Origin of the sequence: Salipiger sp. IMCC34102 (assembly GCF_004145405.1) — a bacterium.
Classification (GTDB): domain Bacteria; phylum Pseudomonadota; class Alphaproteobacteria; order Rhodobacterales; family Rhodobacteraceae; genus Loktanella.
The window spans coordinates 351381-370560 of record NZ_SELQ01000001.1 but is presented as its reverse complement, the minus strand read 5'-3'; the positions used below and the strand labels follow the sequence as shown (position 1 = coordinate 370560).

Sequence of the window (19180 nt, the reverse complement as noted above, 5' to 3'; positions counted from 1 at the left end):
TTGATGAATAGGGTGCGACGATCTGGCCCTCGCACCGACTGGCCTCATATAGGGAGGGGTTCTGAGGGCTGCAACAGGGGCGTGAACCCCTTTTTGGCCGAATCAGCGGGTGGCGTTCCACGAGGCCGAGGCGTGGCGGCGGGTGTAGAATTCGCCCAGCATGCCCAGCACCAGAAGCACAAGCGCGACCTTCAATGGGTACCAGACGTTCGAGTTGTAGGGCACGTAGTTGAGGAAGACGAAGCCGCGGGTCTGGTCGATGATGTGGAACAGGGGGTTCCAGTCGAACATCATCAGCATCGAGGCGGGCAGCGTATTGGCCAGGAACATCTTGCCGCTGGCGATCATGTTGACCCGCCCGTAGATCGAACTGCCGATCTTGGCGAATTCGGGAAACCACGGCTTGATCGCAAGGAAGATCGTGCCGACGGCACAGCCCGAGAACCACGCCAGCACCAGCATGCCCATCGCCCCCACGGGATCGTCGATGGTCACGGGGTTGAAGCCCACGTGGTAGATGAAGAGCACCACGAAGATCGACAGCACCTGCAGGTAGAGCGCCGACAGCGCCGCGGCCGAGATCGCGACGGCCGTGTTCATCGGCGCGTGCTGCATCATCGGGCTGGCCGGCCCTTCGGAGTTGACGATCGCCATCATCGACTTGGTGTGGCAGATATAAAGGAAGATGCCCGACATCAGGTAGAGCAGGAAATCCCCCCGCACCGAATTTCCGCGCATGCCGAGGATCGCGTACATGGCATAGAAGCTCATGACGAACAGCACCGTCTGGAAGATGTTCAGCAGCAGGCCGATCAGGGCGTTTCGGTGGCTCTTGCGGATATCGCGGACGGCGGAGTGATAGATCAGTTCGACCAGCCCCAGGAACGAGCGCGCGCGCGACTGGTTGAGGTTCGGGTGATACATCCGTCGGAATCCGTTTCGCCTGGGGTCGCGCATTTTCTTGCCCATGCGCCACGGTGCCAGCATAAGGGCTGCGATGCAGGGCGACAATGACATCGACGTGTGCCCGATGATTGAGATGAAAGTATGACCATGGACTTCGACAAGCTGACACAGGTGATGCGCCGCCTCGCGCTGGAAGCGGGCGACCGGATCATGGAGATCTACGACAGTCCCGATTTCGAGGTCCGCTCGAAATCCGACGACAGCCCGGTGACCGCCGCCGACGAGGCGGCCGACGCCATCATCAGCGAAGGCCTCCGCCGCGCCTTTCCGGACGTGGCGCTCGTCACCGAGGAACAGTCGGGCACCCACGCCGAGACGGCGAATACCTTCCTGATCGTCGATCCGCTGGACGGCACCAAGGAGTTCATCAAGCGGCGCGGCGATTTCACCGTGAACATCGCCTACGTCGTGGACGGCGAACCCGTGCGCGGCGTGGTCTACGCCCCCGCCAGAAGCCGCATGTTCTTCACCCGTGCCGACGGCGCCTCGGTCGAGGAGCAGGGGCCGTTCGACAAGGACAACCTGGGCACGCTCGAGGAGATCTCGGTCTCGCGTCCCGACAACAACGCGCTTCTGGTCGTGGCGTCGAAGTCCCACAGGGATCAGACGACGGACGATTACATCGACCTCTACTCGGTGAAGGACATGAAGTCGGCCGGCTCCTCGCTGAAGTTCTGCCTGATCGCCACCGGCGAGGCCGATCTCTACCCGCGCCTGGGGCGGACGATGGAATGGGATACGGCGGCTGGCCATGCCGTCCTGAACGGGGCAGGGGGCCGGGTGGTGCGCTTCGACGATCACAACCCGCTGACCTACGGCAAGGACGGTTTCGCCAACCCGTTCTTCATCGCCTATTCGCCCGAAGTCGACTTGCTGCGCGAATGAGCGTCGCCATCGTCATCCCCGCCCGCTACGCGTCCCAGCGGTACCCCGGCAAGCCGCTGGTGAACCTGCGCGGCGCCTCGGGCGTGTCGCGCAGCCTGATCCAGCGAAGCTGGGAGGCCGCGATCGAGGTCGGTGGCGTCGACCGGGTGGTCGTGGCCACCGACGACGACCGCATCCGCGATGCCGCCGAAGGTTTCGGCGCGGAGGTCGTGATGACGCCTGACACCTGCCGCAACGGGACCGAACGCTGTGCCGCCGCGCTGGACGCGCTGGGCAACCCCGAGATCGTCGTCAATCTGCAGGGCGACGCGCCGCTGACCCCTTCGTGGTTCGTCGAGGATTTGATTGCGGGCCTGCGCGCCGCCCCGGACGCAGGCATGGCGACCCCGGTGCTGCAGACCGAAGGGGTCGCCTTGCGCGGGTTCCTCGAGGATCGCGCCGCGGGCCGTGTCGGCGGGACGACCGTCGTGTTCGGCTCCGAGATGAACGCGCTTTACTTCTCGAAGGAGGTGATCCCGTTCCGCCCCGGGACCTACGCCGACGATGCGATGACCCCGGTCTGGCACCACGTGGGCGTCTATGCCTACCGCCCAGAGGCGTTGCGGGCCTACAACGAATGGCCGATGGGGCCGCTGGAACAGCTCGAAGGGCTCGAACAGCTGCGCTTTCTCGAACGCGGCGAACGGGTGCTTTGCGTCGAGGTCGACGCGCGTGGACGCCAGTTCTGGGAGCTGAACAACCCCGAGGACGTGCCCCGGATCGAGGCGATGCTGCAAGCGATGGGCGCGGACTGATGCGCCCCGCCAGCGTCGTCGTCGTGAGCCAGGGCCGCGCCGAGATGCTGGAGCGCTGCCTGAAGGGCCTCGCCCAGATCGATCACCCCGATGTCGAGGTCGTTGTGGTGGCCGATGCCGCTTCCACCCCTGCGGTGGCGCGCTCCGGGCTGGGGGATGTGGTGAAACTCGTGCCCTGCGAGGTGCCCAACATCTCGGCCGCGCGCAACGCGGGTATCGCGCAGGCCAGTGGCGAGATCGTGGCCTTCATCGACGACGACGCGGTGCCGGAGCCACGCTGGCTGAGCCACCTGACCGCCCCCTTTGCGGACGATGACGTGCAGGCGGCGGGGGGCTTCGTGCGCGGGCGCAACGGGATCGGCTTCCAGTGGCGCGGGCGCATGGTTTTCGATGACGCGGAGACGGCGGATCTTCCGATCGACGGTGATGCGCCGGTGAAGCTGCAGGGGGCCAAGGGCCGCGCGGTCAAGACGGAGGGCACTAACATGGCGGTTCGGCGGGACACGCTGGTGGCGCTGGGCGGCTTCGACGAGGCCTTTGCCTTCTACCTCGACGAGACCGACCTGAACATGCGCCTGGCCGCGCGGGGGGCGGTGACGGCGCTGGTGCCGCTCGCGCAGGTCCATCACGGCTATGCGGCGAGTGCGCGGCGCACCGGGGACCGCGTGCCGCGCACGCTGTTCGAGATCGGCGCCAGCCTCGCGGTGTTCCTGCGCAAGCACCACGGGAGGGCGGTGAAGGGTGCGCATCGCGCGGCCCAGCGCAGGCGGCTGCTTCGACACATGATCGCGGGGCGGCTCATGCCGGGCGACGTGGGTCGCCTTTTGTCCACCTTCGACGCGGGCTGGAACGACGGCCTGTCGCGCAGCCCGCGTCTGGCCGGGGATCTGGGCACCGTGCCGGACCGGCTGATCTTTCCGACGAAGGTCCGACCGCACGAAATCGTCTTCGGTCGCTCCTTTGAGCGCAAGGCGGCGATGGAGCGCGCCCGGGCAAAGGTGCGCGAGGGGGCGGTCACCACGCTTTACCTGTGGTCCTTCACGGCGCTCTATCACCGGGTGCGCTTCACGAAGGACGGGGTCTGGGTGCAGTCCGGCGGCCAGTTCGGCCGCGCCGAGCGGTCCGAGCCCCTGTTCCGGGTGATCCCGGGCGGGGCGCGTGTCCAGGCCGAGGCGCTGCGCGTACGTGCGCTTCGTGTGCCACGCCCAACGCCCGGTTGAGTCGATCATGCGTATCGTCTTGGTTTTTTAACCATCGTGGCTTAGGACGAAGCAAGTTCGAGAAACACTCAGTCGAGGCAGCAATGCGCAACAAAGTCAGCAAGGCCATCTTTCCCGTCGCAGGCATGGGCACCCGTTTCCTGCCGGCCACTAAGGCCGTCCCGAAGGAGATCATGACCCTGGTCGACCGTCCGCTCGTGCAATACGCGATCGACGAGGCGCGCGAGGCCGGGATCAAGGAATTCATCTTCGTCACCGCGCGCGGCAAGAACGCGCTGGAGGACTACTTCGACAACGCGCCCGAACTCGAGACAAAGCTGCGCAAGGACGGCAAGACCGAGTTGCTCGAGACCCTGAAGTCGACCAATATGGAAAGCGGGGCGATCGCCTACATCCGTCAGCACAAGGCGATGGGCCTGGGTCACGCGGTCTGGTGCGCGCGCCGTCTCGTCGGCAACGAGCCCTTCGCCGTCATGCTGCCCGACGACGTGATCGCCGGCGACCGGTCCTGCCTCGCGCAGATGGTCGAAGCCTACGAGGAATCGGGCGGCTCCATGGTGGCCACGATGGAAGTGAGCCCCGAGCAGACCAAGTCCTACGGCGTGCTGGACATCGACGAAAGCGATCCGACCGGCGACGACCGGCTGATGCGCGCGAAGGGAATGGTCGAGAAACCCAATCCCGGAGAAGCGCCCTCGAACCTCGCCGTCATCGGGCGCTACATCCTGACACCCAACGTGATGCAGAACCTCAACAAGATCGGTCGCGGCGCCGGAAACGAGATCCAGCTGACCGACGCCATCGCCGCCGAGATCGGACAGGACCGCCCGGTCTATGGCTACAAGTTCGACGGCAAGCGCTACGATTGCGGGTCGAAAGCGGGCTACCTGGAAGCGACGGTCGCCTTCGCGCTGGCCAACCCGGAGCTGGGCGACGGTTTCCGCGACTACCTGCGGCAGGTCGTGGCCAACGATTGACAGGCGTGTCGCGGGCGCGATTGCTCGATGTCACGCGTCTGACCTCCCGGGCGGGGCTGAAGCCGACCGGGGTGGACCGGGTCGAATTCGCCTACCTCGACGGGTTCGTTCGGGACAGCTCGGCAGAGCCTTTTGGGCTTTGCCGGACCGCGCTGGGCTTCGTCCTGATGGACCGCGCGGGCCTGATCGCGCTGCGCGACGCGATCGAAGCGGGCCCGTTCCTCCCGCCCGACATCCTCAGCCGGTGGAACGCGCGCCTGTCGCCCGCCGCCCGGCGCGGCCAGAGTTTTGCGCGACGGCACGCCGCGGCGCGGGCGCGTCCGCGCGCGCTGGGCCAGCTGCTGGGACGCCTGCCGCGGGGGTTCGTCTATTTCAACGTGGGCCACAGCAACCTGACCGGGCGGGTGTTTCGCGCGATGAACGAGGCCGGCGCGTCGGACATTGCCGTGCTGATCCACGACACGATTCCGCTGGACTGGCCGGACATGCAAAGGCCGGGCACCGTGCCCCGGTTCCGCAAAATGCTGACGGTGGCGACCCGTCATGCGACGGTGCTGATCTGCTCGACCCGGGCCGTGGCCGCGGACATTGGACGCCATACCGGCACCACCCCCAACGCCCCGCGCCGGGTGATCGCCCCGCTGGGGATCGCGCCGCTGACGCCGACCCCCGAGGCGCTGGCCCCCGGTGCGATCCCGCTCAGGCCCTTCTTCGTCGTTCTGGGCACGATCGAGCCGCGCAAGAACCACGCGCTCTTGCTGGATATCTGGGAGGATTGGGGCCCCGGCGCACCGGAACTGCTGATCTTGGGCCGCCGGGGCTGGCGCAACGAGGAGGTCTTTGCCAGGCTCGACGCGGGCATCCCCCACGTGGTGGAACACGCGGACCTGTCAGACGGCGCGATCGCGGCCTTGCTGGAACGCGCGCAGGGGCTGCTCTTTCCGTCTTTCGCGGAAGGATACGGCCTGCCACCGGCAGAGGCGGCGGGCCTGGGCGTGCCGGTCGTCTGTGCCGATCTTGCCGCGTGCCGGGAAGTGATGCAGGACTGGCCCGTTTACGCCGATCCGACCGACCGCTATGCATGGGAGACGCAGATCAGGCGATTGTCGCGCGCTCCGGACCCGCACCGCAGATCCCCCATGACTCTGCCGGACTGGGACGCGCATCTGAGGACTGTCCTGGCGTCCATCGGCCAAGACGAACCGGTGCAGCAGTGAGGTGAAGGGCAGGAAGTGGGCGTCTGGCAATCCTACAAGCTGAGGATCCAGCGGCGGCGCTGGCTCGTGCGGGCCTTCCGCAAGCGCCGGCAGCTTTCGGTCGTCGTCGATCGAACGAACCAGATCGCGCGGAGCGATATCCTCGTCTTCTCGACCTTCCGGAACGAGAACCTGCGGCTGCCCTATTTCCTGGAATACTACCGCAACCTGGGCGTCGACCATTTCATCATGGTGGACAACGAAAGCGACGACGGCGGGCCGGAATTCCTGAGCGAACAGCCGGACGTCACGCTTTACCGCGCACGGGGGAGCTACAAGCGGGCGCGCTTCGGGGTCGATTGGCTGAACTGGCTGCAGCGCAGGCATGGCCACGGGCACTGGACGCTGGTGGTCGATCCCGACGAGCTTCTGGTCTACCCGTTCTGCGACACCCGGCCCCTGCGGGCGTTGACCGACTGGCTGGATGCCTCCTCGATCCGGTCGTTCGGCGCGATGATGCTGGACATGTACCCCAAGGGGCGCGTCGACGAGGTGCCCTACGAACGCGGCACCGATCCGCTGGCCATCGCCGAATGGTTCGACAGCGGCAACTACACGATCCAGCGCAATCACATCATGGGGAACCTGTGGATCCAGGGCGGGCCGCGCGCGCGCGCGTTCTTTCCGACCGATCCCTGGCGTGCACCGGCGCTGAACAAGGTGCCCCTGGTCAAGTGGAACCGGCGTTATGCCTACGTCAGCTCGACCCACATGCTTCTGCCGCGCGGGTTGAACCTGGTCTACGACGAATGGGGTGGCGAGAAGGCCAGCGGCGCGCTGCTGCACACCAAGTTCCTGTCGTCCTTCGCCGACAAGGCCAAGGAGGAGATGCAGCGCAAGGAGCACTACGCCAACAGCTACGAATACCGGGCCTATGCCTCGGACGACAGTCCGGACCTGTGGTGTCCCTGGTCGGAGCGCTACATCAACTGGCGCCAGCTCGAGATCCTGGGCCTCATCTCCAAGGGGAACTGGGCGTGACGCTGGGGGTCGTGATGCTGGTGCACGACGCCTTCGACCGGGCCGAGCAGGTGGCGCGGCATTGGGTGGCAGGCGGATGCCCCGTGGTGATCCATGTCGACCTCAATGTGGAGGATGCGACATGCAAGGCGTTCCGGTCCCGGTTCGAGGACACCGATCGGGTGCTCTTTTGCAAGCGTCATCGTTGCGAGTGGGGGGCCTGGGGGATCGTGGCCGGCACGCAATCCGCATGCGAGCTGATGCTGGACCGGTTTGCGCAGGTGCGCCATGTCTACCTGGCCTCGGGGTCGTGCATGCCGCTGCGTCCCGTGGAAGAGCTGCGCAGCTACCTTGCCGAACGCCCGCGCACCGACTTCATCGAAAGTGCGACGACCGCCGACGTGCCCTGGACCGTGGGCGGGCTGGATCACGAGCGTTTCACGCTGCGCTTTCCCTTCTCTTGGCGGAGGAACCGACGCCTTTTCGATGCTTATGTCGAGTTCCAGCGCCGGATCCGCTTTCGGCGCCGCATTCCCGAGGGGATCGTCCCGCACTTGGGCTCGCAGTGGTGGTGCCTGACGCGCCAGACGCTTTCGGCCATTCTGCAAGACCCCGACCGGCCTACCTACGACCGTTACTTCCGGCGGGTCTGGATTCCCGACGAGTGCTATTTCCAGAGCCTTGCGCGCAGCTATTCGGTCAACATCGAAAGCCGCTCGCTGACGTTGTCGAAGTTCGATTTCCAGGGAAAGCCGCATATCTTCTACGACGATCACCTGCAGCTTCTGCGTCGGTCCGATTGCTTCGTGGCGCGCAAGATCTGGCCGCGGGCCGATCACCTCTACGCGACCTTCCTGGGCGGCGACGGAACCGCCATGGCGATTGCCGAACCGAACCCCGGGCGGATCGACCGGATCTTCTCGAAGGCGGTGCAGCGCCGGACGCAAGGGCGGCAGGGGCTTTACATGCAAAGCCGCTGGCCGAACCGGGACTGGGAAAACGGGATCACCGCGGCGCCCTACTCGGTGTTCCAGGGCTTTACCGAGCTGTTCGAGGATTTCGAGCCTTGGCTTGCGAGTGTTTCCGGCGCGCGGGTGCACGGGCATCTCTTTGCCCCCGACCGGGTCGAATTCGAGGGGCGCAGCCGCACGTTCCAGGGCGCCTTGACCGACAGTGCCGCAATGCGCGATCACGCGCCACAGATGTTCCTGACGAACCTGATCTGGAACACCCGTGGCGAACGGCAGGCGTTCCAGTTCGGGCCGATCTCCCAGCAGTCGATCGACTGGATGCTCGCCAAGGATTCCAATGCGCAGATTTCGGTCATCAGTGGCGCCTGGGCGGTCCCGTTGTTCTTGTCGAACAGGGACTTTGCCGACCTGCGCAAGGATGCGGCCTGGCTGCAGAAAGTCGAAAGCAACTTCCTGAACGTTCTGCGCTCGCCCTGGACGAAAGCCCGCATCCGGGTCTGGTCGATGGCGGACTTCGTGCAAAACCCGGTGGAGCCCATTCAGGCGATCCTGCAAGAGATGACGGACCGCAGCGGTCCCCCCGTGATCGAGACACCGCGCATGCATGACCTAGCCGGCTTCGGACAGTTTCTGCAGAACCTGAAGAACCAGGGGATGCACCCCTACCTGATGGGCGATTTTCCGGCGGCCCCGCCGCCGTTGTCACAAACCCCCAAACCGCGCAAACCCTACCTGGTGAAATGAAGATGGCAAAATTCGACTACTTCGTCCTGTTCGCCGAGATGCGCACCGGGTCCAATTTTCTGGAGGCGAACCTGAACCTCTTCGACGGGGTGGCCTGCCTGGGCGAGGCATTCAATCCGCATTTCATCGGCTATCCCGATCGCAACGACGTGCTGGGCATCACGCAACCCGAGCGCGAGGCCGATCCCCAGGCGCTGATCGATGCGGTCAAGGATGCCCCCGGTCTGAACGGCTTTCGCTTCTTCCACGACCACGATGCCCGCGTCCTGGACATCGCGCTGACCGATCCACGCTGCGCCAAGATCGTGCTGACCCGCAATCCCGCCGACAGCTTCGTCAGCTGGAAGATCGCCACCCAGACCGGCCAGTGGAAGCTGACGAACGCCACTCACGCCAAGACCGGCCAGGTGACATTCGACGCCGATGAATTCGACGGCCATCTTGCCGGATTGCAGGACTTCCAGGTCCGGATCCTCAACACGCTGCAGCGCACCGGGCAGACGGCCTTCTACGTGGCCTACGAGGATCTGCAGGACGTCGAGATCATGAACGGGCTTGCAACCTGGCTGGGGGTCGAGGCGCAGATCACCGCCCTCGACAAGAAGCTCAAGAAGCAGAACCCGATGCCGATGGCCGAGAAGGTCCAGAACTTCGAGGAGATGTCGCAGGCCTTGGCCCGTGCCGACCGGTTCAACCTGACGCGTACCCCGAATTTCGAGCCACGGCGCGGTCCCCTGATCCCGACCTGGGTCGCGGCTGCGCGCAGCCCGCTGCTTTACATGCCGCTGAAGTCCGGGCCGACGGCGGCGGTCGAGCAGTGGATGGCGGATACCGACGGCGTCGCGCCATCGGAGCTTATGCGCAAATTCAGCCAAAGATCCCTGCGCGACTGGCTGCGGGACACTCCCGGCCATGCGAAGTTCACCGTTGTTCGTCATCCGGTCGCCTGGGCCCATACGGCTTTTTGCGAACGTATCGTCGCGAACGGCCCCGGCACCTTTGCCGAAATCCGCAGGACCCTGGGCAGGATCCACAACGTCGCCGTCCCCGACGGCGGGCCGATCCCCGAGACGGATGCCACCTACGACATGGCCGCCCACAAGGCGGCCTTCCTCGCGTTCCTGAAATTCCTGCGCAACAACCTCTCGGCGCAGACGGCGGTGCGCCTTGACGCGGCATGGGCGTCGCAGTCGACGCTGTTGCAAGGCATGGCCGACTTCGGCCTGCCGGACGTCATCGTGCGGGAGGGTTCCCTGGACAGGGATCTGGCCTGGATCGCAGGGCGGGCCGGGATCGAAACGCCGCCACCGGTGCCTGCGCAGACCGACCCCTTGGCCGGGCGGCTGGCGGCCATCTACGACGACGCGATCGAGCGTGCGGCCCGGGACGCCTACGGTCGCGATTACGAGTCCTTCGGATTTGGCGACTACGCCTGACCCGGACCGAAGCGGCGGCGGAGATCCCTCTCGGGACGGACTGCGGGGCCGGTGTCGTATTCACGAAGTGGTCTTTCGTCCGTGCGAGGCGATGCGAGTTCGACCTTGACGGACGGGCCGGACGGGTCGCGCCATTTCACGGCGGACACGGGTTTCAAGGTGACCGGCCTCAGGCCGCCTGGCTTGCGGAGACTTCCGTCAGGATCGTGTGCAGCGTGGCAGGATCGCTGTTCGCGCGCAGCTTGGCGCAGATATCCGCGTTGCGCAGCGTGCGCGAGACCAGCGCCAGGGCGCGCAGATGTTCGACCCCCGCCTCCAACGGCGCGAGAAGGGAGAAGACGAGGTCCACCGGCTGCCGGTCGACGGCGTCGAAACTGACGGGTCGTTCAAGACGCAGGAACAGCCCGCAGACCTGGGTCAACCCGTCCAGTCTGGCGTGAGGCAATGCGATGCCGTGACCGACGCCCGTGGGACCGAGGCCTTCGCGTTCGATTAAGGCCTCGGTCACGGTGCCGGCGGGAACGTGGTAGGTGATCTCCGCCAACTCCCCGAGATCGTGGAACAAGCGCTTCTTGCTGGAACACCCCGCCAACGTTTTCACGGCGCTGGCTTTCAGGATATTGCCCAACTGCATCGCATGCTCCTCTTTACGGTCAGACGGTATTGTCCCCCGTATGGGGGTCGATCCATCCGATATTGCCGTCGTCCCGTCTATAAACCACGTTAATGCGGTCTTGTTTTTCGTTGCGGAAGACAAGGACGGGGCTGCTGGCCAGTTCCATCTGCATGACGGCTTCCCCGACCGAGATCGCGGGGATCTTCGCCTCGTCCTCTGCCACGATGATCGGAGTGTCGTCCGGCTGCTCTGCCTCGTCGCTGTCGTCCACTGTCGGTGCGAGGATATACGACCCGCCTCCGGAGATTTCAACCGGGTCGGGCCGGTCGCGGTGATGGTCCTTCAACCTGCGCTTGTAACGACGCAACTGCTTGTCCATCTTCTCGCCGCAGGCGTCGAAGGCGGCGTAGATTTCGGGGTCCCGCGCCGTGGCCTGGACCGTCAGACCGGTGGACAGGTGCACAACGGCCTCCGCCGCGTATTCGTGACCGGTCTTGGAGAAGACGACCACCGCCTCCGTCGGGCGACCGGCGTATTTCGAGAGAATCTCCGACAATTCGGTCTGCACATGCGTCTGCAGCGCCTCGCCGATGTCGATCTGTTTTCCGCTGATCTGGTAGCGCATCAATCTCTCCCTCGATGTTATTTGCAACGCCAAACAAACGCGGGACGGGCCCGGTTGGTTCGATGGGGCGGTGCGGGTGAAGGATGACGGGCGAAGGATTGCCGAAGGGTTAACGCCGCCGGGGCCCGGGGGGCCAAGGCTGCGAAGGGATCGGGACTTTCGGTCGTCATCCCCCTGATTGAGCGCCCAAACGGCCTGCGAGTCAATGCCGCGACGTCAGCCGCGAAAGCCCTCGCCCAGGTAGACGCGGCGCACGTTCTCGTCGCGGACGACCTCTTCGGCAGTGCCGCTCATCATGACGGAGCCGTCGTGCAGGATGTAGGCACGGTCGACGATCTGAAGTGTCTCTGAGACGTTGTGATCGGTGATCAGAACGCCGATGCCGCGGGTCTTGAGGTCCGCGACCAGTGCGCGGATGTCCGACACCGCGATGGGATCGACACCGGCGAAGGGCTCGTCGAGCAGGACGTATTTCGGTCCGGCTGCCAGGCAGCGGGCGATCTCGGCGCGGCGGCGTTCACCGCCCGAGAGCGCCAGGGCGGAGGCGCGGCGCAGGTGGCTGATCGAGAACTCGCTCAGAAGTTGCTCCAGCCGGTCGCGCCTGCGCTTGCGGTCGGGTTCGGTGATCTCGAGCACCGCGCGGATGTTGTCCTCGACCGAGAGGCCGCGGAAGATCGACATCTCCTGCGGAAGGTAGCCGATGCCGCGGTTGGCGCGTCGGTACATCGGCATGAGCGTGACATCCTCGCCGTCCACCGTGACCTGGCCGCCCTCCAACCGGATCAGCCCCGCGATCAGATAGAAGCAGGTGGTCTTGCCCGATCCGTTGGGTCCCAGGAGGGCCACGGCCTCACCCCGGCCCAGGTCGAGGCTCACGTCGCGGATCACCGGGCGCTTGCGGTAGCTCTTGCGCAGGTTGCGCACGCGCAGGCCCGCGTCGCCGTCGGTGACCGTCAGGTCGGCCATCAGTTCCCGCCTTGCCCGAAGACCGTGCTGACGCGCCCGGTCATCTGCGCCGTCCCGTCGTCGAGGTTCACGACCATCCGGTTCGCCGACAGGGCAGATGGACCTTGTGTCAGCAGCACGTCGCCTTCCAGCGTCAGAAGACCCGCGCCGAGGTCGTAGTCGGCGGTCTCGGCCTCCGCGGCTTCGGTTTCGGTGACGAAGGTGACCCCGCCGGAGGCCTGCATCCGCGTGATGTCGCCGCCCGCCTCCGCATAGGTGACCTGCACCTGCGGGGCCGAAAGGCGCAGCGCGCCCTGACCGATCACGACGTTGCCGGTGAAGACGGCGGTGCCCGCGTTCTGGTCGACCTCTAGGCTGTCGGCGGTCACTTCGACCGGCGCGCCGGAATCGGCGGACAGCCCGCCAAGGTCGATGCTGGTCTGGGCCTGAAGCGGGGCCGCCAGCAACAGCGCGGCAGTCAGGTAAACGGCTTTCATGGTCACTCCTCCGGGATCCGGGCGGGCTGGAAGACCAACCGCACGCCCTCTTCGAACCGCAAGGTCGCCCCACCGGTCGCCTTGCCTAGATCTATCGTCGCCTGTCCCGCGGTCAACTGGCCGAAGGGGGCCTGGATCTCCAGCGCGCCGTCCGAGACGATCACGCCGCTGGCCAGGTCCGCCGTCAACGCGGAGGTTTCCATCTGGTAGCCGGTGGACAACTCGGCCCGGGCCAGGCCCGAGAGCACGGCGCGATTGGCCTGTCGTTCCACCCGTCCCTGGCCCGAGGCGATCGTCAGCGTGCTGCCGTCGGTGGCGTCCAGCGTCAGGCGGGGTCGGTCGATCTGCAAGGTCGCGGCATCCTGCGCGTCGGGCCGGGCGGCTTCGGCGCTGATCTGGATCGTGTCGCCGGTGTCCGTCAGCCCCGACAGCCGCGGGGTGCCGATGCGCTGCTCGCGGGCGGCGACGTCGATGTCGGCGAAGGGAATGTCCGTGGACGATGCAGGCGCGCGCGCGAAGAGAAACAGGGTCGAGAGCAGCATGAGCGCCCCCAACGGCAGCAGGATCTTCAGCCAGCCGACCAGTTGCGAGTGCAGGTTGACCTCGCGTGCCATGGGATCACGCGACGCCCGCGCGCAGGCAATCGTGGATATGCAGGATGCCGGCGATCCGCCCGACCTCGTCCAGTGCGAAGAGGCAGGTGATCTTGCGTTCGTTCATCAGTCCCACGGCGCGCTCCGCCAGGGCAGAGGCGGGCACGGTGGTGGGCGTGGTGGTCATCACCTCCTGCGCGGTATGGTCCAGCAGCCCGGTCATGTGCCGCCGCAGGTCGCCGTCGGTGATGACACCGGCCAGCGTCCCGTCGGGCGCCGCGATCCCCGCGACGCCGAAGCCCTTCTGGCTGATGGTCAGCAGGACCTCTGCCATCGGCGTCTCGCGCGCCACGAGTGGCATGGCGTCGTCGCCGTGCATCAGGTCGGAGACTTTCGCCAACCGTGCGCCAAGCTTGCCGCCGGGATGGACGTCGCGGAAGTTCTCGGGCGTGAAGTTGCGGTGCTCCATCAGGGCGATGGCCAGCGCATCGCCCAGGGCCAGCGTCATGGTGGTCGAGATCGTGGGCACCACGCCGGTGCCGCAGGCCTCTCCCAGTCGGGGCAGAAGGAGGATCACGTCGGACTGCCGCGCGAGGGTGGAGCCTTCGCTGTTGGCGACCCCGATCAGCGGGATCGAGAAGCGGCGCGAATAGGCGACGAGGTCGGCCAGTTCCGGCGTCTCGCCCGAGTTCGACAGCACCAGAAGCACGTCGTCGCGGGTCAGCATGCCCAGATCGCCGTGGCTCGCCTCGGCGGGGTGGACGAAATGGGCGGGCGTGCCGGTGCTGGCAAGGGTGGCCGCGATCTTGCGCGCGATATGACCCGACTTGCCCATACCAGAGACGATGACCCGGCCGCGGGCCTTCAGCAGCAGATCGACCGCCTGCGTGAAACGACCGTCCAGCGTGCCCGACAGATGGCTGAGGGCGGCGGCTTCGGCCTCGATGACGCGGCGGCCTGTGTCGGCGAAGGCGTTGGTCATCAATGCGCGAAGATGTCTGTATCCGGCCAGCCCGCAAGATCCAGGCGCGCGCGGGTGGGAAGGAAATCGAAGCAGGCCTGCGCCGTGTCCGTCCGGCCTTCGCGGTCCAGCATTGCGTCGAGCGCATCGCGCAGCTTGTGCAGGTAGAGCACGTCGGAGGCCGCGTAGTCGAGCTGCGCCTCGGTCAGGGTCTTCGCGCCCCAATCGCTTTGCTGCTGTTGCTTGGAGATGTCGGTGCCGACCAGTTCCTGCAACAGGTACTTCAGCCCGTGCCGGTCGGTGAAGGTCCGTACCAGCTTCGAGGCGATCTTCGTGCAATAGACGGGTGCGGCAAGGGTGCCGAAGGCATGATCCATCGCCGCGATATCGAAGCGGCCGAAGTGAAAGAGCTTCAGCACCTGGGGATCGGCCAGCATGCGGCACAGGTTCGGCGCCTCGGTCTGGCCCTTGGCGACCTGCACCAGGTGGCAGTCGCCGTCGCCGCCCGACATCTGGATCAGGCACAGGCGGTCGCGGTGCGGGTTGAGGCCCATCGTCTCGCAGTCGATGGCGACGACGGGACCGAGGTCAAGGTCGTCTGGCAGATCGCCTTGGTAGAGGTGGTTCGTCATGCTGTTCCTCCGCAGGCGGGACTGGCTTTCAGATAGGGGGGACGACGCTTGCGCTCAACCTCTTTTCAGGCGGGTGGCTAAACGGCGCTGCTTTGGCCCGGCGCGCCGTCTGCGATCCAGCGGCGAAAGCTCTGCGCGTCCATCGGGGCGGTGATGAGGTTGCCCTGCACCCGGACGCAGCCGACATCGGCCATGTGGCGCGATTGCTGGTCGGTCTCGATTCCCTTGGCCGAGGCGGGGATCTCGAGCTCGTCCAGCAGTGTCATCATAGCGCGGATCGAGCGCGCCCGTCCCGGCGTGGGGGTCGCGCAGGACAGCGCCTGATCCAGCTTGACCCCGCTGACCCCGCGCTCCGGCAGGTTGGCGACCGACGTCAGGTTCGGGCTGAGCCCGTCGAGTTCCACCCGGATCCCCGCGGCCATCAGCCGTTCGACGTTCAGCGCGGCCTCGGACCCGTCGGTGGTGCCGAAGACCTGTTCCGGCACCTCGACCACGATGTCGGAGGCGGACAGCCCCAGCCCCGACAGTTGCGCCAGCAGACGGGTCAGCAGGCCGCTGCAGGAGATCGTCTCGAGCGAGGCGTTCAGGGCGAGGTGCGGGATGTTGAAGTCCTGCGCACGCCAGTCGGTGAGCTGTCGCAGCGCGTGGGACCAGACCTGGCGGTCGAGATCATAGGTGAGACCCGCGCGGCGAACGGTGGGAAAGAAGGTGCGGGGTTCGAGCTCTCCCAGCGCGGGGTGCTGCCAGCGGGCCAGCGCCTCCACCGCGGTGAGCCGGCCGGTGGACAGGCAGATCTGCGGCTGGAAGGCCGCGGTGATCTGCCCGTCGAAGAGCGCGTCCGGCAGGTCGCGCAGCAGCTGGGCGCTGGTCGTTTCGGTCGCACGGAAGTCGTCGCAATAGGCCACGACGTGTCGGCTGGGATGGGACCGGGCCTGTTGCAGGGCCTTGCGGGCCGCCGTGATGAGGTCCGTGCTGTCGCAGGGACGCTGGACGGCGTAGCCCGCCCGCACGCGGGGCCTGTACGTGGTGCGATCCGCGACCACGGGCTGTTCGAGGATCGTCAGGATCTGCGTGATCAGCGGATCGGGGGCCTTCCGTGTCGCGATTCCGAACTCGGTGTCCGAAAGGCGGGCCAGCAGCGGATCGCCTTCCAGCGCGTCGTCCAGGGTCGACGACAGGCTGGTCACGATTCCTTCCGGAAGGCGGTCGCGGCCGCCATCGGCGCTCAGATCGAGCACGATCACGGCAATCGGATCGCCCTCCACCGCGAGCCAGCGGTCCAGGGCGGCGCGGAACCCCGGACCGTTGGGCAGGCCGGTGCGATCGTCGTGCAGCGCCGTGTCCGACAGTTGCGCCATTTCCGCCCGCAGCCGGGTCAGGGCCAGCCGAGCCCGGTCGAGCGCGCGATCGGATCGCCGCTGTTGCCGTGCGGCGGACAGGTAGGCCGGCAGCTGGACCGTCAGCGCGGCCAGGAGCACGATGGCCACCACCGAAAGCTGGAAGGTCCGCCGTCGCGCATCCATGTCCTGGGCCGCCGCCTCGATCCCGCGGGCGATCTCGATCCCGGCCCCGTCGGAGACGGTCTGGACCCGGACGAGCCGCGCGGCCGCCGTGCGCATCTCCTCCAGGTCGACCGCGGTCATTCCCGCATAGAGGGCAAAGGCCGCCCCCAGCGCGCTCACGCTGAGAAGCACGCCGATCCAGAGCCGGTCGAACGCATTCGGGGGCCGGCACAGGCCGGAAAGCGAAGCAAGGCGCATGAGGTCATCCTCGGTTTAGGGGGTGACCCGAACATGCGCGCTGTGTGTTAACGTCCGGTTTATTCAGGTTTCCGGGTGTGCGCCCCGGTCCGGCGGTCCGGGCAGATCGAGGTCTGCGAAGACCGGCAGGTGATCCGAAGCGCGGCGCCCCAGCGGGGTCTCGTGCACGCCGCAGCGGCGCACGGCAAGGTCCCGCGTGCCGATCCGGTCCAGCGCCGCCATGGGCATCCGCGCGTGGAACGACCGGCCGGGGGCGTGCAGGTCCAGCCACCGGTCCAGAAGTTCCAGCCCGCGGTGGCCGGACCATTCGTTGAGATCCCCCGCCAGCACGGTGGGCAGCGGCGCCCGCAGCTCCAGCCAGGCCACGAGCGCGCGCTGCTGGGCCAGCCGGGAGCGTCGCAGCAGGCCAAGATGCGTGCCGACGACCCGCAGTGCCCCGTGCGGCGTCTCGATCCGGGCGGCGATCGCGCCGCGCGGCTCCAGCCCCGGCAGGTCGATGTGCGCGAGCTCGGTCGCGGTCCAGTCCGCCCGCAGGAGCATCGCGTTGCCGTGCCAGCCCATGCTGACGCCCGACCGGTCGAAGTCGAGCGGCACCAGCCCCGCCTCGCGGACCGCCGCCAAGGGCACCGCGGAGGGGCGCCGTCCCAGCCGCAGATCGGCCTCCTGCAGGAGCACCACGTCGGGTCTGAGAGAGGCCAGCACGCTCAGGCAGCGGTGCGGGTCGCGACGGCGGTCGGTGCCCATGCCCTTGCGGATGTTGTAGCTGGCCAGCCTGACGTGGCCTTCCTTGGCGGGGGTCATAGCATCGGTGCTCCGATCCGGAAGAAGCCTTCGGCGATGCGGCGCAGGGTGCTGTATTCGCCAATCCCCTCGGTGCAGGCCTTCGACCGGGCGATGAACCAGTCCGACAGGCAGGCCACGCTGTCTTCGTCGTGCACGACCAGCGCATCCTCAAAGTTCAACAGCATCGAGCGGACGTCGAAATTGGTCGATCCGACGTAGCCCGCCCCGTCGATCACCCCCATCTTGGCGTGCATCATCCGGTCCTCGAACAGCAGGATCCTGCCGCCCGCGGCCTCCAGTTCGCGCAGATAGGCGCCGCGGGCGAAATCGGCGGTCTTCTGGTTCGAGGTCCGCGGCAGGATCAGGCGCACGTCCACGCCGCGACGGGCCGCGATCGCCAGCGCCTCGGACTGGCCGTCGGTCGGCAGGAAGTAGGGTGTCGAGATCCAGATCCGGTCTGTCGCCCGGTGAAAGGCGTTCAAGAGCGCATCGTGAAAGCCGTCGTGCGGCAGGTCGGGGCCGGAAGCCACGAGCTGCGCGGTGCAGGTCCCGGTGTAGACCGGCGGCTGGTCGTGGTCGCGCGTCCGGCCCCCGGCGCCGGACCAATCCGATTCGAAGACATCCGTGAAACTGCGGACCGCGGGGCCGGTCAGGGTGAAGGACAGATCGACCCATGCATCGTCCGACCCCGACAGGTAGACGTCCGCCACGTTGCGCCCCCCCGCGAAGACCCGAGCGTCGTCCACGATCAGCATCTTGCGGTGATTGCGCAGGTTCAGGTGCCCGCGCTGGGGCCGTTTCACGAAGGGAGAGAAATACTCGATCTTCCCTCCCGCCTTCCGGAACTGCCGCAGGGTCCGGACCGGGGTGATGAGCGAGCCGAGCCGATCCATGAGCAAGCGCACCTCGACCCCTTCGCCGGCCCGCCGCGTCAGGGCCTCGATGAAGGCACGCCCCTCGTCGTCCCGGCCGACGTGGTAGAACACGGTGTCGATCCGCTCCTCGGCGCCGTCGATCAAGGCGTGCAGCGCCGCGCGGGCCTGGCCCGGTGTGACCTGCAGATCGAAGGTATGGCCCGCGGCGGCGGGCGGCAGATCGTAGCTGCGCAGGACGCGGTCCAGCGTGCAGACCGGTTCGACCGCGTCGATGTCGCGGAAGGTGATGGCATTGTCGGAGCCGGGACGCTTTCGGAACCCCACCATGACGAAGATCGGAACCGCCACGTAAGGCAGCACAATCAGTGCCAGCAGCCAGGCCGCCGTCGACTGCGGAGACCGGCGTTGCTGCAACATGAAGGCCGCGGCCACGATCACGAGCAGGCTGACGACGAAGATCTCTAAGTGCGTTGACAGCAGTCCGAAAAGCAATGCGCGTCTCCACTCGGTGTCGCAAGGTTAGCCCATGCGTCTACCGCGTCCAGATGTCGCGGGGTCATGCGTATCGCCTGATCTTTTCGGGGGAAATCGTGGTGCCCAGGAGAGACGACAAACGGATGGCTCACCGCGTCGCTACACGTCCCCGCACCATATGAAAACCCATGTTTTTAAGGCTCTGCGATT

Annotated in this window: 19 protein-coding genes; 8 read left to right on the top strand and 11 right to left on the bottom strand. The window is 66.7% G+C overall.

Going from position 1 to position 19180, the window contains the following annotated elements:
* Positions 1-102: 102 nt before the first annotated feature.
* On the bottom strand, positions 103-924 hold the full coding sequence (locus EU805_RS01970) for an ABC transporter permease (RefSeq protein WP_129762262.1): 822 nt from the start codon (positions 922-924) through the stop codon (positions 103-105).
* Positions 925-1053: 129 nt separating this feature from the next.
* On the opposite strand from EU805_RS01970, the gene cysQ reads away from it, so the two are divergent.
* The 8 genes from cysQ to EU805_RS01930 all read left to right on the top strand — a co-directional run bounded on the left by cysQ (position 1054) and on the right by EU805_RS01930 (position 10209).
* On the top strand, positions 1054-1851 hold the full coding sequence (gene cysQ / locus EU805_RS01965; RefSeq protein WP_129762261.1) for a 3'(2'),5'-bisphosphate nucleotidase CysQ: 798 nt from the start codon (positions 1054-1056) through the stop codon (positions 1849-1851).
* Entirely contained in the window at positions 1848-2645 is a 798-nt protein-coding gene (locus EU805_RS01960; protein ID WP_129762260.1) for a 3-deoxy-manno-octulosonate cytidylyltransferase, read from the top strand. The genes cysQ and EU805_RS01960 overlap by 4 nt, the downstream gene beginning before the upstream one ends.
* The gene (locus EU805_RS01955; RefSeq protein WP_129762259.1) at positions 2645-3865 is read left to right on the top strand and encodes a glycosyltransferase family 2 protein; all 1221 of its coding nucleotides are present in this window, start codon (positions 2645-2647) and stop codon (positions 3863-3865) included. The genes EU805_RS01960 and EU805_RS01955 overlap by 1 nt, the downstream gene beginning before the upstream one ends.
* Before the next feature lie 83 nt (positions 3866-3948).
* A complete protein-coding gene (galU, locus tag EU805_RS01950) occupies positions 3949-4842 on the top strand; it encodes a UTP--glucose-1-phosphate uridylyltransferase GalU (RefSeq protein WP_129762258.1) in 894 nt (297 codons plus the stop codon).
* 5 nt (positions 4843-4847) lie between these two features.
* Positions 4848-6059 (top strand): glycosyltransferase, encoded by a 1212-nt coding sequence (locus tag EU805_RS01945; protein WP_129762257.1) that lies wholly within the window; start codon positions 4848-4850, stop codon positions 6057-6059.
* A gap of 15 nt (positions 6060-6074) precedes the next feature.
* Entirely contained in the window at positions 6075-7079 is a 1005-nt protein-coding gene (locus tag EU805_RS01940) for a glycosyltransferase family 2 protein (RefSeq protein ID WP_129762256.1), read from the top strand.
* Positions 7076-8773: a beta-1,6-N-acetylglucosaminyltransferase gene (locus EU805_RS01935; protein ID WP_129762255.1), complete on the top strand. Its 1698-nt coding sequence runs from the start codon at positions 7076-7078 to the stop codon at positions 8771-8773. The genes EU805_RS01940 and EU805_RS01935 overlap by 4 nt, the downstream gene beginning before the upstream one ends.
* A 2-nt stretch (positions 8774-8775) precedes the next feature.
* Complete coding sequence (locus EU805_RS01930) at positions 8776-10209, top strand: sulfotransferase family 2 domain-containing protein (protein ID WP_129762254.1); 1434 nt, start codon at positions 8776-8778, stop codon at positions 10207-10209.
* A 169-nt stretch (positions 10210-10378) separates the two neighbouring features.
* Here the strand turns inward: EU805_RS01930 and EU805_RS01925 are convergent, their stop codons facing one another.
* The 10 genes from EU805_RS01925 to EU805_RS01880 form a co-directional block, all read right to left on the bottom strand.
* Entirely contained in the window at positions 10379-10843 is a 465-nt protein-coding gene (locus tag EU805_RS01925) for a PTS sugar transporter subunit IIA (RefSeq protein ID WP_129762253.1), read from the bottom strand.
* A gap of 19 nt (positions 10844-10862) precedes the next feature.
* Positions 10863-11450: a ribosome hibernation-promoting factor, HPF/YfiA family gene (gene hpf, locus EU805_RS01920; RefSeq protein WP_129762252.1), complete on the bottom strand. Its 588-nt coding sequence runs from the start codon at positions 11448-11450 to the stop codon at positions 10863-10865.
* A 216-nt stretch (positions 11451-11666) separates the two neighbouring features.
* Positions 11667-12416 carry an LPS export ABC transporter ATP-binding protein gene (gene lptB, locus EU805_RS01915; protein WP_129762251.1) on the bottom strand — a complete coding sequence of 250 codons (750 nt, stop codon included), beginning with the start codon at positions 12414-12416 and terminating at the stop codon, positions 11667-11669.
* Positions 12416-12892 carry a lipopolysaccharide transport periplasmic protein LptA gene (lptA, locus tag EU805_RS01910; RefSeq protein WP_129762250.1) on the bottom strand — a complete coding sequence of 159 codons (477 nt, stop codon included), beginning with the start codon at positions 12890-12892 and terminating at the stop codon, positions 12416-12418. The genes lptB and lptA overlap by 1 nt, the downstream gene beginning before the upstream one ends.
* A 2-nt stretch (positions 12893-12894) precedes the next feature.
* The gene (lptC, locus tag EU805_RS01905; RefSeq protein ID WP_129762249.1) at positions 12895-13506 is read right to left on the bottom strand and encodes an LPS export ABC transporter periplasmic protein LptC; all 612 of its coding nucleotides are present in this window, start codon (positions 13504-13506) and stop codon (positions 12895-12897) included.
* A gap of 4 nt (positions 13507-13510) precedes the next feature.
* Positions 13511-14467 (bottom strand): SIS domain-containing protein, encoded by a 957-nt coding sequence (locus tag EU805_RS01900; RefSeq protein WP_129762248.1) that lies wholly within the window; start codon positions 14465-14467, stop codon positions 13511-13513.
* A complete protein-coding gene (locus tag EU805_RS01895; protein ID WP_129762247.1) occupies positions 14467-15078 on the bottom strand; it encodes a ribonuclease D in 612 nt (203 codons plus the stop codon). The genes EU805_RS01900 and EU805_RS01895 overlap by 1 nt, the downstream gene beginning before the upstream one ends.
* Positions 15079-15155: 77 nt before the next feature.
* Positions 15156-16838 (bottom strand): GGDEF domain-containing phosphodiesterase, encoded by a 1683-nt coding sequence (locus EU805_RS01890; RefSeq protein WP_129762246.1) that lies wholly within the window; start codon positions 16836-16838, stop codon positions 15156-15158.
* A 63-nt stretch (positions 16839-16901) separates the two neighbouring features.
* Positions 16902-17639 carry an endonuclease/exonuclease/phosphatase family protein gene (locus EU805_RS01885; protein ID WP_129762245.1) on the bottom strand — a complete coding sequence of 246 codons (738 nt, stop codon included), beginning with the start codon at positions 17637-17639 and terminating at the stop codon, positions 16902-16904.
* A complete protein-coding gene (locus EU805_RS01880; protein WP_242494026.1) occupies positions 17636-18988 on the bottom strand; it encodes a phosphatidylserine/phosphatidylglycerophosphate/cardiolipin synthase family protein in 1353 nt (450 codons plus the stop codon). The genes EU805_RS01885 and EU805_RS01880 overlap by 4 nt, the downstream gene beginning before the upstream one ends.
* Positions 18989-19180: the final 192 nt, after the last annotated feature.

Bases quoted from the DNA above. Each gene is read 5' to 3' on its own strand.
- EU805_RS01895 (WP_129762247.1), bottom strand. From the start codon at position 15,078: ATGACGAACCACCTCTACCAAGGCGATCTGCCAGACGACCTTGACCTC.
- EU805_RS01890 (WP_129762246.1), bottom strand. From the start codon at position 16,838: ATGCGCCTTGCTTCGCTTTCCGGCCTGTGCCGGCCCCCGAATGCGTTC.
- lptB (WP_129762251.1), bottom strand. From the start codon at position 12,416: ATGGCCGACCTGACGGTCACCGACGGCGACGCGGGCCTGCGCGTGCGC.
- EU805_RS01925 (WP_129762253.1), bottom strand. From the start codon at position 10,843: ATGCAGTTGGGCAATATCCTGAAAGCCAGCGCCGTGAAAACGTTGGCG.
- EU805_RS01900 (WP_129762248.1), bottom strand. From the start codon at position 14,467: ATGACCAACGCCTTCGCCGACACAGGCCGCCGCGTCATCGAGGCCGAA.
- EU805_RS01970 (WP_129762262.1), bottom strand. From the start codon at position 924: ATGTATCACCCGAACCTCAACCAGTCGCGCGCGCGCTCGTTCCTGGGG.
- EU805_RS01955 (WP_129762259.1), top strand. From the start codon at position 2,645: ATGCGCCCCGCCAGCGTCGTCGTCGTGAGCCAGGGCCGCGCCGAGATG.
- EU805_RS01930 (WP_129762254.1), top strand. From the start codon at position 8,776: ATGGCAAAATTCGACTACTTCGTCCTGTTCGCCGAGATGCGCACCGGG.
- lptA (WP_129762250.1), bottom strand. From the start codon at position 12,892: ATGAAAGCCGTTTACCTGACTGCCGCGCTGTTGCTGGCGGCCCCGCTT.
- galU (WP_129762258.1), top strand. From the start codon at position 3,949: ATGCGCAACAAAGTCAGCAAGGCCATCTTTCCCGTCGCAGGCATGGGC.
- lptC (WP_129762249.1), bottom strand. From the start codon at position 13,506: ATGGCACGCGAGGTCAACCTGCACTCGCAACTGGTCGGCTGGCTGAAG.
- EU805_RS01885 (WP_129762245.1), bottom strand. From the start codon at position 17,639: ATGACCCCCGCCAAGGAAGGCCACGTCAGGCTGGCCAGCTACAACATC.
- hpf (WP_129762252.1), bottom strand. From the start codon at position 11,450: ATGCGCTACCAGATCAGCGGAAAACAGATCGACATCGGCGAGGCGCTG.
- cysQ (WP_129762261.1), top strand. From the start codon at position 1,054: ATGGACTTCGACAAGCTGACACAGGTGATGCGCCGCCTCGCGCTGGAA.
- EU805_RS01960 (WP_129762260.1), top strand. From the start codon at position 1,848: ATGAGCGTCGCCATCGTCATCCCCGCCCGCTACGCGTCCCAGCGGTAC.